The following is a 14,898-nucleotide window of genomic DNA, read 5'->3' as shown; positions in this document are numbered from 1 at the left end:
AAGATGGCTTTTTCATTATTATAAAATAGTAATTGCTTGTTTCCCCATTTGCTCCCACGCTTTCTCAAACTCTGCTCGTGGAACAGCGAAACGTGGATTATTTTTTAGTGGATCATTTACATATACAAAGTTTTGATCGTATCCAACTACTACTACACTATGCTCAAAATATGTAATTTTCACTTCACCAGAACTTGTATTCCATGTTTCAAAACTACTTTCAGCTAGCGGCTGAAACGTTGTATTAATAATAACCCATACTGGAGAACCAGAACTAATTACTTTATATAGATCTTTCACGTCTCTATCTGTTAAATTAATTACTTTTTCAGAAACATATTTTTCTGCTAAATTAAAGATTGGTTTATTGTATACACCATATCCTGGTTCAGCTTTCGTATAAATATTTCCAACAAACCCCTCATAAGGATTTCCGCGCAAACCATTTTGTTCAAATGGAACTCGATGAATTTCACTAGCAAGTTGCATCTTATCTACTTGTACACCTTTATATTGTAGCAACATAGCTAAGCTTGTCACTTCACATCCACGAGGTAATTCTGGTAACTGCTTTATAAACGGAACATTTTCAATCATAGCCGCTTCTTTCATTTCAGATAGAAAATCTAAGCGTAGCACTTGTGCCTTTTGTATAATCTTATCTTTCCCTATAAAAAACGCTGCAGCAAATATAATTCCAAAAACAAAAAGATATTTTAACTTTTTCATTTTAAACAAAACTCCATTAATTATTATTTTACAGACATACCTCTTACCATTGTACCTTTCTTCTTACTAGTTTGCTAGAAAGATTCTGTGAATTATTGTTCACAACTACATCGTTATAAAATTCTAATTATTTTTAATAAAAAGAAAAAACAATATACTTTTCTGAATTTTTTTGCTAAAATCGAAATAATTAACATAGTGAAGATATCACCTTGTTAATAAAAACATTCTTAGGGTATTTAGTCATAGTTCGTTTTTTACATACTCCATTCATTTCATAGTAAATAAACCGAGTATGTGTCATATCCCCCACTAATGATTAAAGACTCAGAATGAAAACCAGTTAACACATATAAAAAATAACGGGGTGAGGGGCATATGAATCAACAAGTAGAACAAACAGATTTAAAACGTACAATGAAAAGTAGACACCTATTTATGATTGCACTTGGTGGTGTTATCGGAACTGGCCTATTTATGGGATCTGGTCAAATCGTCCATAACGCCGGCCCTGGTGGTGCTATTCTTGCATTTTTAGTCGGTGGATTTGTTATGTATTTAACGATGTTATGTCTTGGTGAATTATCTGTTGCTATGCCAGAAGCAGGTTCATTCCAAAGCTATGCAAGCAAATTTATTTCACCTGGTTTTGGTTTTGTTGTCGGTTGGATGTATTGGTTAAATTGGGCTGTTACAGTTGGAGTAGAGTTAACAACTGTAAGTATTTTAATGAAACGCTGGTTTCCAGATGTTTCTTCGTGGATTTGGTGTGTTACATTTGCAGCAGCACTCTTTCTTGTAAACGCTCTATCAGCAAAAGCATATGCAGAAGCAGAATTTTGGTTCGCTAGTGTAAAAGTCGCAACCATCGTTATTTTCATCGTACTCGGTGGTGCAGTTATGTTCGGTCTACTAGACTTTAACGGAAAACCAGCTCCAATGCTTCACAATTTCACTGAAAATGGCGGATTATTTCCGAATGGTGCATTGGCTGTTCTTCTTACGATGATTACAGTGAATTATTCTTTCCAAGGAACAGAATTAATCGGAATCGCTTCAGGAGAAAGTGAGAATCCTGAAAAAACAATTCCAAAAGCAATCAAAAATACCATTTGGCGAACGCTATTCTTCTTCGTCCTAGCCATATCAGTTGTTGTAGGTTTACTCCCGTGGCAAGAGGCTAATCTAGTCGAAAGTCCATTTGTACTTGTATTTGATGTAGCTGGTATTCCATATGCAGCAGACATTATGAACTTTGTTATTATTACAGCTGTATTATCCGTAGCCAATTCTGGTCTATACGCAAATTCACGTATGCTTTGGGCAATGGCAAAACAAGGAATGGCAAGTCCAGCATTTACGAAGCTAACGAAAAAAGGTGTACCATTAAACGCATTGATTTTCAGTCTAATCTTTGCAAGTCTATCCCTATTAACAAGTATATTTGCAGCAGATACTGTCTTTTTAGTTTTAACATCTATCGCAGCAATGGCTGCCGTTGTCGTTTGGATGTCAATTGCGGCTTCACAGTTTTTCTTCCGTAGAAACTTCGTGAAAAACGGTGGTGACATCAATGATTTAAAATATCGCACACCACTTTATCCGCTCGTTCCAATCGTAGCATTCTCACTCAATTTCATTACATTTGTAAGTTTAGCTTTCATTCCAGATCAGAGAATCGCTCTTTATTGCGGTATTCCATTTATGGTTATTTGTTACATTTTATATCAAGTGAAATATAAAAAAATTGTCACATTTGAACAACAAATAAGTCTAAAAAAAGAAGTAAACTAAATATACAAAATATTCAGCTATCTTTCTTATCATAAGATAGCTTTTTTCTATTTCTTGGGTATCCTGGTATAACTTTATTTATCTTAAAATTTTCACAATCGCATTTTTCTCTGGAAAATAGTTTACAATGTAATCAAGTTACAAATGATATTCACCTTAAAAAGTGTGCATTTGTGTCTATTTTTTAACAATATCTCAAAAACTATTGCCTTCTATAAATTAATAGGTTTATATTGTTTTATTGGCATAGTTTCAATCCAAGGAGAAAGGAGATTTTCAATCGTGCAACTAAAGAAAGCGTTTTGGAAGTTGGCTTCGCTTCTTCCGTTATCATTACTTCTGTTCCTCGGTGGCTGTGATAAAAAACTCGCAGTATTAAATCCGCAAGGACCTGTTGCAAAAGCACAGTATGATTTAATTGTTTGGTCATTCTTGCTTATGTCATTAATTATCGCAATTGTATTCATCTTGTTTACAGTCATCTTGATTCGTTATCGTGAAAAACCAGAGAATATGGACTATGAGCCACCTGAACAACACGGTAACACATTATTAGAAATCATTTGGACGCTTGTTCCTGTTATTATCGTTATCGCATTATCGATTCCAACAGTAAAAGCAACTTATGCTTCGGAAGAGGTTCCGAAAGAGTCCAAACATATTAAACCAGTGGAGATTTATGTTACATCTGCAAACTGGAAATGGTTATTCAGTTACCCAGAGGAAAAAATTGAAACCGTTAACTATTTAAACATCCCAGCTGGTGTACCAATTCAATTCAAACTGACTTCTGTCGGCCCAATGAATGCTTTCTGGGTACCAGAACTTGGTGGTATGAAGTACACAATGGATGGCATGATTATGGACCTTTATTTACAAGCTGATAAGCCAGGTTCTTACCTAGGGCGTAGCGCGAACTTCTCTGGTGAAGGATTTACTCACATGGAGTTCGAAGTTGAAGCAAAAACTAAAGAGAAATATGACAAGTGGGTTAAAGAAGTACAACAAACTGCTCCTAAACTAACAGAAGATAAGTACAACGAAATTGTTAAACCTGGTGTAGTTGGTCGTATGACATTCTCTAGCCATCACTTAAGTTATGTAGATCCAAAATCACTTGAATATTGTGATTACAACTACTACAAAAACAAAAAATAATAGCTATAATTCCAACAGATTGGAGTGAACAAAGTGAAGCTTGATGAATTTTTTGTCACAGGTGACCCGATTATTTACGGTGCAGACGCTTCTATCGTTCTTGTGACATTAGCAATCATTTTCGTACTAACAAAGTATAAAAAATGGAAATGGCTTTGGGACGAATGGTTAACAACTGTTGACCATAAAAAAATTGGGGCCATGTATATTATCTCTGCGGTTATTATGTTATTCCGTGGTGGTATGGACGGTTTAATGATCCGTGCACAGTTAACATTCCCAGAAACAACTTATTTAAACGCTGAACACTATAACGGAATCTTCACAACACACGGTACAGTTATGATTCTTTTCATGGCGATGCCATTCGTTATGGGATTAATGAACCTTGTAGTACCATTACAAATTGGTGCTCGTGACGTTGCATATCCGTTCTTAAATGCTTTAAGTTTCTGGTTATTCTTTGTCGGAGCAATGTTATTCAACATCGCTTTCGTAATTGGTGGTTCTCCAGACGCTGGGTGGACTTCTTACTTCCCAATGGCAGGTACAGAGTTTACTTCTGGTGTAGGAAATAACTACTACGCAATTGCATTACAGATTTCAGGTCTCGGTACGTTAATGACAGGTATTAACTTCCTTGTTACTATCTTAAAAATGCGTACACCTGGTATGACTTTAATGAGAATGCCAATGTTTACTTGGTCAATCTTAATTACAACAATTATCATTATTTTCGCTTTCCCAGTATTAACAGTTGCTCTTGCATTAATGACATTTGACCGTCTATTCGATGCTCACTTCTTTACGATGGCGAGCGGCGGTATGCCAATGTTATGGGCCAACCTATTCTGGGTATGGGGTCACCCTGAAGTATATATCGTTATTTTACCGGCATTCGGTATTTTCTCTGAAATCATTAGTACATTCTCACGTAAGCGTCTATTCGGTTACAGTGCGATGGTATACTCAATGGTTGCAATTTCTTTACTAAGTTTCGTCGTATGGCTTCACCACTTCTTCACGATGGGTGCAGGTCCAGCGGTTAACTCATTCTTCTCGATTTCGACAATGGCGATTTCGATTCCAACCGGGGTTAAGATCTTTAACTGGTTGTTTACACTGTATAAAGGACGTATTCGTTTTACAGTTCCAATGCTTTGGTCATTGGCATTTATTCCAAACTTCGTAGTCGGTGGGGTTACAGGGGTTATGCTTGGTATGGCAGCAGCTGATTATCAGTACCATAACAGCTACTTCCTAATCGCTCACTTCCACTACGTATTAATCGCAGGTACAGTATTCGCTATGCTTGCTGGATTCACATTCTGGTATCCAAAAATGACTGGTCATATGTTAAATGAACGCCTAGGTAAATGGACATTCTGGATCTTTATGAGCGGATTCAACATCTGTTTCTTCCCAATGTACTTCTTAGGTTTAGACGGTATGACTCGTCGTATGTACACTTACTCTGAAAGCCTTGGATGGGGATGGCTAAACCAAATCGCATCTGTCGGTGCAGTAATGATGGGTATTGGTTTCGTACTTCTTTGTTACAACGTAATTTGGAGTGCTCGTCACGGAGAACGTGACACAACTGGAGATCCATGGGATGGCCGTACACTTGAATGGGCAACTCAATCTCCTGTACAACATTACAACTTCGCAAAACTTCCTGAAATCAAAGAAGCTGATGCTTTCTGGTACATGAAGAAACGCGGAGAAACAGTTACACCAGCAGCAGAAGATATTAAACCAATTCACATGCCAAGTAACTCTGGCGTGCCTATTATTGCGTCTGGATTCTTCGGTCTTGCAGGTTTCGCATTAGTATTTAGCTGGTTCTGGCTTGCAGCAATCGGCGGCATTGGTATTTTAGCTTGCTTAATCTATCGTTCATTCGATTACGATGAAGGTTACTATATTAGTGTTGATGAAATTAAAAAATCAGAACATGTAGCATGAGAGGTGAAATGATATGGCGGCTTTAGATAAAAGCTTACCCTTGGAATATCAATCCGAACAAAGCAGATTGAATATCCTAGGATTCTGGATTTTTCTTGGGGCTGAAATTATGCTGTTCGCAACACTTTTCGCCTCTTATCTAGTACTTGCTGGTCGTACGGCAGATGGTCCAACACCAGCACAACTGTTTGAACTTAAAACGCTTTTAATTCAAACATTACTACTTTTAACAAGTAGTTTCACATGTGGTATCGTGATTCACGAAATGCGTAAGCACAACCAAAAAGCAATGCTTGGATGGTTCGTCCTTACATTACTTTTAGGTGCAGGCTTCCTATTCTTCGAAATTGAAGAGTTCATTATGTATATTGGTGAAGGCGCAACAATTCAAACAAGTGCTTTCCTATCTGGATTCTTCGTTCTTCTTGGAACACACGGAGCCCACGTAACAGGCGGTATCATTTGGGCAATTTGTGTTATTATCCAAATTTTAAAACGAGGTTTAACACCAGTTACAGCTCGTAAAGTATTCATTATCAGCTTATACTGGCATTTCCTTGATCTAGTTTGGGTCTTTATTTACACACTAGTTTACTTGAACGGGATGGTGGCGTAAATGGGTCAAAATAACAACCAAGCAAACGGGCATGCGCATAGCGGATTCCCTTGGTCACACGTTTTCGGATTTATTTTATCGCTTGCACTAACGTTTCTAGCTTTATACGTGGCACTTTACACAACCCTGCCACTATCAACGATCTTAACTACCATTATCATAATGGCTGTTGCGCAAGCGTTGTTACAATTAATTATGTTCATGCATTTAAAAGAAGGAGAAGGAAGAGTTCAAATTCTTACTATGATCTACAGTTTCTTCGTTGCAACTGCAACAGTTGGTTTAACTGTATGGATCTTCTTCTCAATGTAATGTACATGGAAAAGACTGCTGAGATTGCTCAGCAGTCTTTTTTTATTCCCTCCCCTATTACATCCACATTACGGAATTAACAACAGAATCATGAAAAATATACTTATTATGACAAATGTTAAGAAAACTCTTTCTTTATGAAATCGAATCCATATGCGTTGCTTTTCTACCTATTATATGGCTAAATAGGTACTATATTTATTTGAAGGGAGAGAACGCAATGGAACATCACACTTCTGTTCTATCACTTATGGTTGTCGTTGCAATCGCGTTTTTCGTTCCCCTTTTGTTACAACGCTTTAAATTAAAAGCACTTCCTGTCGTTGTTGCAGAAATCATCGCAGGAATCTTTGTAGGTAAAAGTGGGTTTAATATTATTGAGCCAGATATGTGGCTTCAAGTCTTATCGACACTAGGATTTATCTTTCTTATGTTTTTAAGCGGTTTAGAAATTGATTTTTCTATCTTTAAACAAAAAGGGAAAAAGAACACGACAAACGAACCAAACACATTCCAAGCAGCAAGCATTATCTTCTTCTTTATTTTCATCTTATCTTATGCCCTATCACTACTATTCGTATGGCTAGGATTTGTAGATAATGCAATGTTTATGACTTTAATCATTTCAACAATCTCTTTAGGTGTTGTCGTACCAACATTAAAAGAGAATAACTTAGGAAAAACAGCAATTGGGCAAATCATTTTATTAGTCGCTGTTATTGCGGATTTAGTTACAATGATTTTACTCGCTGTATTCGTCGGATTAAATTCCGAGAGCGGCCAAAGCATGTGGCTCCTTCTTCTTCTATTCGGCGCTGGTATTGTTATTTACTTCGTTGCAAAACGTTTTAAAAACATTCCATACTTGGATAGCTTAAAAGCTGGAAGTGTACAAATTGATACACGAGCTGTTTTTGCACTCATCTTAATATTAGTTGGGTTATCTGAATCCGTTGGAGCTGAAAATATTTTAGGTGCCTTCTTAGCAGGTGTACTCGTATCATTATTATCACCAAATGAAGATATGGTTGAAAAACTGGATTCTATCGGATACGGTTTCTTCATTCCTATTTTCTTCGTAATGGTTGGTGTAAATTTAGAGGTTTGGTCTATTTTTAAAGAGCCTTCTAGTATGCTCATGATTCCAATTCTAATTGTAGGACTCTTTATCTCAAAACTGTTACCATCACTCGTTTTACGAAAATGGTATCCACGTAATATCGTACTGGGGAGTGCCATCTTATTAACATCGACACTTTCTTTAGTTATTGCAGCTGCACAAATTGGTGAAAAGTTAGGGATCATCAGTCCAAGTTTATCTGCTTCCCTTATTTTAAGCGCAGTTATTACTTGTATTTTTGCGCCTATATTATTTAAAAAGATGTTCCCAAAAGTGGAAACACCAAAACCAAAAGTTTCTATTATTGGTGCGAGCAGAATTACCCTTCCGTTATCACTTGATTTAAAACGAGAAGATTATGACGTAACACTATATATGATGCGTCAAAACAAAATAAATGATCAGGAAGCGAAATCACATGACTTCCCTATCGTGAAATTAGATGACATCACAATTGCATCGTTAACTGAACAAACAGCCTTTCATGCAGACCGAGTTGTTGTTGCAACAAGTGATGATGAGCAAAACTTATTATTAGCAGAACACGCAAAAGAACTAGGTGTTGAACATGTTATTGCAAGTGTAGAAGATCCACTTCTACAAGAAAAAGCAACACAAGAACATATCGCTGTCTTCTCAACAATTAACTCTACACGTATTCTATTACGTGCGCTAATTGATAAACCGAGTCTCGTTCGCTTAATTACAACAGCAAACGAAACAGTCCGTGAGGTTGAACTACGTAGCAATAAATATAACGGTGTTGCACTTCGTCGCCTTCCATTTTTAGGTGATGTACTAGTCATTCAAATTTATCGTGGAAATAAAGCATTAATCCCACATGGTGATACAAGACTACAACACGGTGATACATTACTTGTAACAGGCTCAAAAGAACATATCGATACACTAAAAAACATATTAGAATAAAAAAATGCCCCTCACATAATTGAGGGGCATTTTTTTCCATTTCATATGGTAAAATGTTACTATCACATATTATGAGGATGGATCACATTATGTCTATTGTAACTTTAGCTCTTTTATTATTAGCCGAAATACTAGGTGCCATTATTCTCATCGGTGTTAGTATTGAAATTTGTAGTTACGGATGGAAAAAGTCGAATGGAATAAAGTACTCTTGCCTCTTACTTTCACTCCTTCTCGGAACCGCTAGCATACTCGGACTTTTCGCCGCACCTGCCTATTTCTTTATACAATTAACAGAAAAAGCGTTATAAGAAAGGATGTTAATATGATTACCGTGAAAAATATTGACGGATCTGAAACTTACGTATTACGTCAAAAAATTTTGCGCCCGAGTCAAACATTAGCAGATTGTAAATATCCTTCCGACTATGAAACAGACAGCTTTCACCTAGGGGCATTTATAAATGATAAACTAATTAGTATCGCTTCCTTCTCAAAAGAAATATATCCTGACCTACCTACAGGTATTCATTATCGTCTACGAGGAATGGCCACATTACCTGAATTTCGAAACAACCACGCTGGAAGCTCCTTAATTCAGAAAGCAGAACAAATCTTACAAGAGCGTCAAGCAAATATATTATGGTGTAATGGCCGAATTACTGTGTCTGACTATTACAAGCGCTTAGGCTTCCAAGAACATGGTGAAATCTTTGAAATTGAACCAATTGGTCTTCATAAAGTACTATATAAAAGAATATAAGAAAAGCTTTCCACAATACGGGAAAGCTTTTCTTATATTTCAATCTTCACTTTTTATCTTTTTCATATATATGTATATAAACAGACTAGGAACTAAAAAACAAGCTAACATAATAAGTCCTGTCAAACTGATTTCCTTTATCGAAATATCTGGTGTTACAACGATACAAATAGCTAAAATACCAATAACAATACCTACAGGAATGAATAATAGCTTCATAAGATAACTGCGTGATACTCCGCCCGTATGCTCATACACTTCCACTGAATTTTTCAAGTTTAAAAAATTAATAACTACTATCCCGACCATAAATACCATTAATAAATCCGAAACACTTTCATATCCTGCATCTTGCAAAACGTAGCGATAAAAAACAATACCTAGTATGACAATATTTTGTAAGATGAAAACGAGTCTAATATGTTTTAGCCCCTCAATCATTAAGCGTTCATCTTTCACGATTCTCATCCCCTCACTCCTTTTCCTCCCAAAATAAATCATTCAAAGTTTTATCTACTGCATAACAAATTTTCAAACATAAATCTAAAGATGGGTTGTATTTCCCCTTCTCAATTAAACTAATCGTTTGCCTTGTAACGCCTACTTTTTCTGCTAATTGTTGCTGTGTTAAATCTAACTGAACACGCGCGACTTTTATTTTACTTACAGCCATCCATGTTCCACCTCCACCTTATTGTAACATATATATTCCATTATGTAATTTATATTTTTCGTAACTACTTATAGTTTCACTTTATTATACACAAAAAAGGAGCCCCTCATAAGAAGCCCCCTCTCCTATATTATAAGAATAAATGACATCCAAATAAAATTGTAAATAAGTATAGTAATGGATGTACTTCCATCCCTTTCCCTTTCACAATTTTTAAGACTGGATACACTAAAAATCCAATTGCAATTCCATTCGCAATACTAGACGTTAACGGAATACCAACGAAAATTAAAAATGCTGGTAATGCATCTTCAAATTCATTCCAATTAATATCACGAATACTTTGTGCCATTAAACTACCTACAATAATTAATGAAGGAGCTGTAATAGCGGCTACGCTTGATAAAGAAGCAATAACAGGGCTAAAGAATGCCGTTATAATCGTTAGGCCGACTACTACAATACCTGTTAATCCCGTTTTACCACCTGCAGCAATACCAGCTGACGATTCAATCGTCGCTGCTGTTGGGCTTGTCCCAAAGATAGAGCCTGTAGTACCGCCAATTGCATCCGCAATAAATGCTTTACCAAAACGTTTCTCTGTATTATCTGTAATTAAACCTGCTTGTTTAATTAAACCGAGTAATGCTCCTGTTGTATCAAATAACAGTACAAGTAAAAATGAAAATACAACGCCATATAATCCGTATTCAATTACATCTGAAAAGGCGTTGATTGGATTTGAAACGATAATCCCCTCTGGTAAATGAGGCATCGCAACAATTTTATCCGTAAACTTCAGCTGCCCTGTAAAGAAGGCGATAATTCCTGTCACAATCATACTAATAAATAATGCACCGCTCACACGCAATGCCATTAATACCGCCGCTAAAATCAAACCAACTAAAGTTAAAATAACGGCTGGAGAATGGAAATCACCAATCGTAACTAAGTTAGATGGATGATCAACGATAATTCCAGATAGACGTAATCCAATGAAAGCAATAAATAACCCAATTCCACCTGCAATTGCATGTTTTAAACTATCAGGAATTGCGACAATAAGCTTTTGCCTAAATGAAGTGAAAGATAATAAAAGAAAAATGATACCTGTTACAAATACTGCTGAAAACGCAATGACATATGTAATCCCCTCTGCCTGTTGAACAACAGAATAAGCAAAATACGCATTCATTCCCATAGCTGGAGCAATAACAATTGGATAGTTAGCTAAAAACGCCATACATAGCGTCCCTACAACAGTCGCAATAATCGTTGCCGTAAAAGCTTGATCAAATGGTACACCTGCATCAGATAATATTTTCGGATTGATGACAAGAATATACGCAAATGTAAAAAAAGTTGTGATGCCAGCTAAAAGCTCTTGCTTCACAGAAGTGTTATATTTTTGTAATTGAAACATGGTTATGTACCCTTCCTACATCTAAATTATTATCACACATTCTTTTCTTACTAGTATGTGAGAAAATATAATACTTAATCTTAACAATCAATAAAAAGAAGAGTCAATATATTCGCTAATAGTTCGAATTTTAAGTTTAAGTCTGACAAGCACAGATGTAGTACAGTTAATAATGATTATTTTTGTAGCATAACAGATAGAAATGTTTTATAATTTGAAATAGTTAAATATTTAGTAAACGCATTCAAATATCGTTCACTCTACAAGGGGGATTCTTCTTATGCAGCACACAAACAAATCTGGAACTTTAAACCGCGGTTTAAAAGAACGACATATTACTTTAATGTCACTCGGTTCAGCTATTGGCGTTGGACTATTTTTAGGATCTGCTTCTGCTATTAAACTAGCTGGCCCTTCTATTTTACTAGGCTATATGATTGCTGGACTCGTTATTTTTTTCATTATGCGAGCACTCGGAGAAATGGCAATTGAACAACCTGTTGCTGGCTCTTTTAGTAAATATGCATATGATTATCTTGGACCACTAGCTGGCTATATTACTGGTTGGAACTACTGGTTCTTATGGGTTGTTACTTGCATGGCTGAAATTACGGCTGCTGGCATTTACATGCAGTACTGGTTCCCAGATATTCCGCGCTGGACTTGGGCTTTACTCGCTCTATTATTAATGAGTGCTTTCAACTTTTTATCTGTAAAAGTATTTGGAGAACTTGAATTTTGGTTTGCTCTCATTAAAATTGTCACAATTATCTGTATGATAGTAGTTGGGGCTGGTATTATTTTATTTGGCTTCGGAAACGGTGGTATCGCTACTGGCATTTCAAACCTTTGGTCACATGGTGGCTGGTTCCCAAATGGTTTTTCTGGGTTACTCCTCTCCATGCAAATGGTGCTATTCGCTTATTTAGGCGTTGAATTAATCGGCGTTACAGCGGGTGAAGCGCAAAACCCGAAAAAAACACTCGCAAAAGCAATCGATAACGTATTTTGGAGAATATTACTGTTCTACGTTGGGGCTCTATTCGTTATGATGGCAATTTATCCATGGAACGAACTTGGTGAGAAAGGAAGTCCATTTGTATTAACATTCCAGCAAATCGGTATCGCAAAAGCAGCAGGAATTATTAACTTTGTCGTATTAACAGCAGCTCTTTCTTCTTGTAATGGTGGTTTATTTAGTACAGGCCGCATGCTGTATACATTAGCTCAGCAGAAAAAAGCTCCTGAAAGATTCGGTCGTTTAAATAAAAATGGCATTCCAAGTCAAGGAATTGTAGCAACAGCAATCGTTTTACTCGTTGGTGTTATATTAAACTATCTTGTGCCTGCAAAAGTATTTACATGGCTCACTAGTATTTCAACTTTCGGGGCAATTTGGACTTGGGGTATTATATTAGTCGCTCAAATTAAGTTCCGTAAAAGTTTGCCGACGCAAAACAAACAAAAGTTATCGTATAAAATGCCTTTATACCCATTAAGTTCATATTTCTCACTTGCTTTCCTTGCACTCGTATTATGTATAATGGCGTATTCAGAAGATACAAGGATTGCATTAATTGTTGGACCAATTTGGCTTATCGGTTTAGCTGTCGTGTATTACATGAAAGGTTTTCATAAAATTGATGAAACACCTAATTCAAAAATTAGTTAAGCAAAACATCCCTTCCTTATTACTTGGAAGGGATATTTTTAAATCTCTATAAATATTTCTCAACAAATTTCACTGTATTTTTACAAATTTTTAATATTTTTTATGTTTTCCGTCTTTATTTTTACAGAAAAATAAATTACATTATTAAAGCACATATATTTATTATTAGGGGGATTCTTCTATGAAGAATAAAAAATGGATTACATTTTCTTTAGCAACAGCAATTACACTAAGTATAGGGACTTCGTTCATACCGTCTACTTATGCAGAAAGCTCTGTAGACCCAGCTCCTGAAATTGCTGCAAAAGTTGTAAATCAAAACAATGGGAAAAAAGTATTATTCGATAATACACACGGTCAAACTGCCGGGACTGCTGACTGGGTTATTGATGGTGGCTTTTCTGATTTCGGAAACGGCATTGCCCAAAACGGCTATCATGTAAAAGAACTACGTAAATCAACACCGATTACATACGAAGATTTAAAAGACTACAATGTGTTTATCGTTCCAGAAGCAAATATTCCTTACAAAAAATCTGAACAAGATGCTATGTTACAATACGTGAAAAATGGCGGTAGTATCTTCTTCATTGCCGATCATTATAATGCAGATCGTAATAAAAATCGTTGGGACTCTTCTGAAGTATTTAACGGATATAGACGCGGTGCTTGGGATAATCCAGCAAAAGGAATGTCTAACGAAGAAGCCAATTCACAAGCTATGCAAGGAGTAGAAAGCTCTGATTGGCTATCTGACAACTTCGGTATTCGCTTCCGCTATAATGCAATCGGTGATGTTTCCGCTAAAAATATTGTATCACCTGAACAATCATTCGGAATTACAGAAGGGGTTTCATCTGTAGCAATGCATGCTGGTTCTACTTTAGCAATTACAAATCCAAAACTAGCAAAAGGAATTGTTTATCTTCCAGAGAATCCGTCAAAATGGAATAACGCTGTCGATAGCGGTGTATATAACGGCGGTGGTGTTGCAGAAGGTCCTTATGCTGCGATCGCAAAAGTAGGACTTGGAAAAGCTGCCTTTATTGGAGACTCTTCTCCTGTTGAAGATGCTACGCCAAAATACGTTCGTGAAGACTCTGGTCAAACAAAGAAAACTTACGATGGATATAAAGAAGAAAACGATGCTATCTTACTAGAAAATATCGTAAATTGGCTATCGAATAAAGAAACATTTACAAGTTTAGATCAAGTAAATGGTTTACAACTTGATTTACCTACCACTTTACAAACATTTGAACAACCAAGCTTATCAACTGAGCCACAACCTGAACCTTGGAGTGCGCCAAATGCAGGTTATCAATGGTTTAATACAAATACTTTTAAACCTGGTTCATATGGCTATAACGGTGCAGTAACAGCAAATGACTACGTAGTTACACACCCTAGCACTCTACCAAACAATGAAGTGTTCCAAATCAAAATTCAAGTAAATAACTTATTACCAAATACAACATACACTAATTACTCTTTAGGTATATTCACTACTGGCGGTACACAAGTAGCAAAAGTTCAAAATACAAACGGCACTTGGCCATCTACTTTCGGATATAGTAGTGCATTTTCTTTCACAACAAATAGCTTAGGTTCTGCTGAAAAAATTGTGAACGTACAAATCGATCCAAATACGACTGGACAAGCAACACTTCGTTTACGCCAAAATACAACAGCGAAATATAATGAAGCTGTAACGATTAATAAGAAATAATGAAAAAGGCA

The 14,898-nt window shown here is 36.2% G+C and carries 14 protein-coding genes; 10 read left to right on the top strand and 4 right to left on the bottom strand.

Annotated features, from left to right (window positions below):
- Nucleotides 1–18: 18 nt before the first annotated feature.
- Nucleotides 19–729, bottom strand: coding sequence for a C39 family peptidase (locus ACTFRN_RS17865; RefSeq protein WP_000734471.1), 711 nt, complete (start codon nt 727–729; stop codon nt 19–21).
- A gap of 378 nt (nt 730–1,107) precedes the next feature.
- On the opposite strand from ACTFRN_RS17865, the gene ACTFRN_RS17860 reads away from it, so the two are divergent.
- The 8 genes from ACTFRN_RS17860 to ACTFRN_RS17825 all read left to right on the top strand — a co-directional run bounded on the left by ACTFRN_RS17860 (nt 1,108) and on the right by ACTFRN_RS17825 (nt 9,390).
- Entirely contained in the window at nt 1,108–2,523 is a 1,416-nt protein-coding gene (locus tag ACTFRN_RS17860) for an amino acid permease (protein ID WP_001076070.1), read from the top strand.
- Between the two features lie 282 nt (nt 2,524–2,805).
- Entirely contained in the window at nt 2,806–3,681 is an 876-nt protein-coding gene (locus ACTFRN_RS17855) for a cytochrome aa3 quinol oxidase subunit II (RefSeq protein ID WP_001176167.1), read from the top strand.
- Between the two features lie 33 nt (nt 3,682–3,714).
- Entirely contained in the window at nt 3,715–5,649 is a 1,935-nt protein-coding gene (gene qoxB / locus ACTFRN_RS17850; RefSeq protein ID WP_000762378.1) for a cytochrome aa3 quinol oxidase subunit I, read from the top strand.
- A gap of 13 nt (nt 5,650–5,662) precedes the next feature.
- Entirely contained in the window at nt 5,663–6,265 is a 603-nt protein-coding gene (gene qoxC / locus ACTFRN_RS17845; protein ID WP_000729317.1) for a cytochrome aa3 quinol oxidase subunit III, read from the top strand.
- Nucleotides 6,266–6,577, top strand: a complete 312-nt coding sequence (qoxD, locus tag ACTFRN_RS17840) for a cytochrome aa3 quinol oxidase subunit IV (RefSeq protein ID WP_000531385.1) — start codon at nt 6,266–6,268, stop codon at nt 6,575–6,577.
- Between the two features lie 220 nt (nt 6,578–6,797).
- Nucleotides 6,798–8,627 carry a monovalent cation:proton antiporter family protein gene (locus ACTFRN_RS17835; protein ID WP_000399976.1) on the top strand — a complete coding sequence of 610 codons (1,830 nt, stop codon included), beginning with the start codon at nt 6,798–6,800 and terminating at the stop codon, nt 8,625–8,627.
- A 53-nt stretch (nt 8,628–8,680) separates the two neighbouring features.
- Nucleotides 8,681–8,938 carry a DUF4022 family protein gene (locus ACTFRN_RS17830; protein WP_011040011.1) on the top strand — a complete coding sequence of 86 codons (258 nt, stop codon included), beginning with the start codon at nt 8,681–8,683 and terminating at the stop codon, nt 8,936–8,938.
- A gap of 14 nt (nt 8,939–8,952) precedes the next feature.
- Nucleotides 8,953–9,390: a GNAT family N-acetyltransferase gene (locus ACTFRN_RS17825; RefSeq protein ID WP_000633754.1), complete on the top strand. Its 438-nt coding sequence runs from the start codon at nt 8,953–8,955 to the stop codon at nt 9,388–9,390.
- 39 nt (nt 9,391–9,429) lie between these two features.
- Here the strand turns inward: ACTFRN_RS17825 and ACTFRN_RS17820 are convergent, their stop codons facing one another.
- The 3 genes from ACTFRN_RS17820 to ACTFRN_RS17810 form a co-directional block, all read right to left on the bottom strand.
- Complete coding sequence (locus ACTFRN_RS17820) at nt 9,430–9,858, bottom strand: hypothetical protein (RefSeq protein ID WP_014893309.1); 429 nt, start codon at nt 9,856–9,858, stop codon at nt 9,430–9,432.
- A 4-nt stretch (nt 9,859–9,862) separates the two neighbouring features.
- Nucleotides 9,863–10,063 (bottom strand): helix-turn-helix transcriptional regulator, encoded by a 201-nt coding sequence (locus ACTFRN_RS17815; RefSeq protein ID WP_000301182.1) that lies wholly within the window; start codon nt 10,061–10,063, stop codon nt 9,863–9,865.
- Between the two features lie 130 nt (nt 10,064–10,193).
- Complete coding sequence (locus ACTFRN_RS17810; RefSeq protein ID WP_000487210.1) at nt 10,194–11,486, bottom strand: NCS2 family permease; 1,293 nt, start codon at nt 11,484–11,486, stop codon at nt 10,194–10,196.
- Nucleotides 11,487–11,766: 280 nt separating this feature from the next.
- Here ACTFRN_RS17810 and ACTFRN_RS17805 point away from each other — a divergent pair, with 280 nt between their 5' ends.
- Nucleotides 11,767–13,158: an amino acid permease gene (locus ACTFRN_RS17805; protein WP_001164906.1), complete on the top strand. Its 1,392-nt coding sequence runs from the start codon at nt 11,767–11,769 to the stop codon at nt 13,156–13,158.
- Between the two features lie 181 nt (nt 13,159–13,339).
- Nucleotides 13,340–14,887: a DNA-binding protein gene (locus ACTFRN_RS17800; protein WP_000791519.1), complete on the top strand. Its 1,548-nt coding sequence runs from the start codon at nt 13,340–13,342 to the stop codon at nt 14,885–14,887.
- Nucleotides 14,888–14,898 lie beyond the last annotated feature (11 nt).

The sequence above is a fragment of the Bacillus cereus group sp. MYBK245-2 genome (assembly GCF_051916145.1).
Taxonomy (GTDB): Bacteria; Bacillota; Bacilli; order Bacillales; family Bacillaceae_G; genus Bacillus_A; species Bacillus_A pacificus.
Note: the sequence above shows the minus strand (reverse complement) of the source record. Positions and strands in the feature narration are given on the sequence as shown.

Excerpts from the sequence above, each read along its gene's own strand:
- ACTFRN_RS17815 (WP_000301182.1), bottom strand. The coding sequence starts at position 10,063 with ATGGCTGTAAGTAAAATAAAAGTCGCGCGTGTTCAGTTAGATTTAACA.
- ACTFRN_RS17860 (WP_001076070.1), top strand. The coding sequence starts at position 1,108 with ATGAATCAACAAGTAGAACAAACAGATTTAAAACGTACAATGAAAAGT.
- qoxC (WP_000729317.1), top strand. The coding sequence starts at position 5,663 with ATGGCGGCTTTAGATAAAAGCTTACCCTTGGAATATCAATCCGAACAA.
- ACTFRN_RS17865 (WP_000734471.1), bottom strand. The coding sequence starts at position 729 with ATGAAAAAGTTAAAATATCTTTTTGTTTTTGGAATTATATTTGCTGCA.
- ACTFRN_RS17820 (WP_014893309.1), bottom strand. The coding sequence starts at position 9,858 with ATGAGAATCGTGAAAGATGAACGCTTAATGATTGAGGGGCTAAAACAT.
- ACTFRN_RS17835 (WP_000399976.1), top strand. The coding sequence starts at position 6,798 with ATGGAACATCACACTTCTGTTCTATCACTTATGGTTGTCGTTGCAATC.
- ACTFRN_RS17805 (WP_001164906.1), top strand. The coding sequence starts at position 11,767 with ATGCAGCACACAAACAAATCTGGAACTTTAAACCGCGGTTTAAAAGAA.
- ACTFRN_RS17830 (WP_011040011.1), top strand. The coding sequence starts at position 8,681 with ATGTTACTATCACATATTATGAGGATGGATCACATTATGTCTATTGTA.
- ACTFRN_RS17825 (WP_000633754.1), top strand. The coding sequence starts at position 8,953 with ATGATTACCGTGAAAAATATTGACGGATCTGAAACTTACGTATTACGT.
- qoxD (WP_000531385.1), top strand. The coding sequence starts at position 6,266 with ATGGGTCAAAATAACAACCAAGCAAACGGGCATGCGCATAGCGGATTC.
- ACTFRN_RS17810 (WP_000487210.1), bottom strand. The coding sequence starts at position 11,486 with ATGTTTCAATTACAAAAATATAACACTTCTGTGAAGCAAGAGCTTTTA.
- ACTFRN_RS17800 (WP_000791519.1), top strand. The coding sequence starts at position 13,340 with ATGAAGAATAAAAAATGGATTACATTTTCTTTAGCAACAGCAATTACA.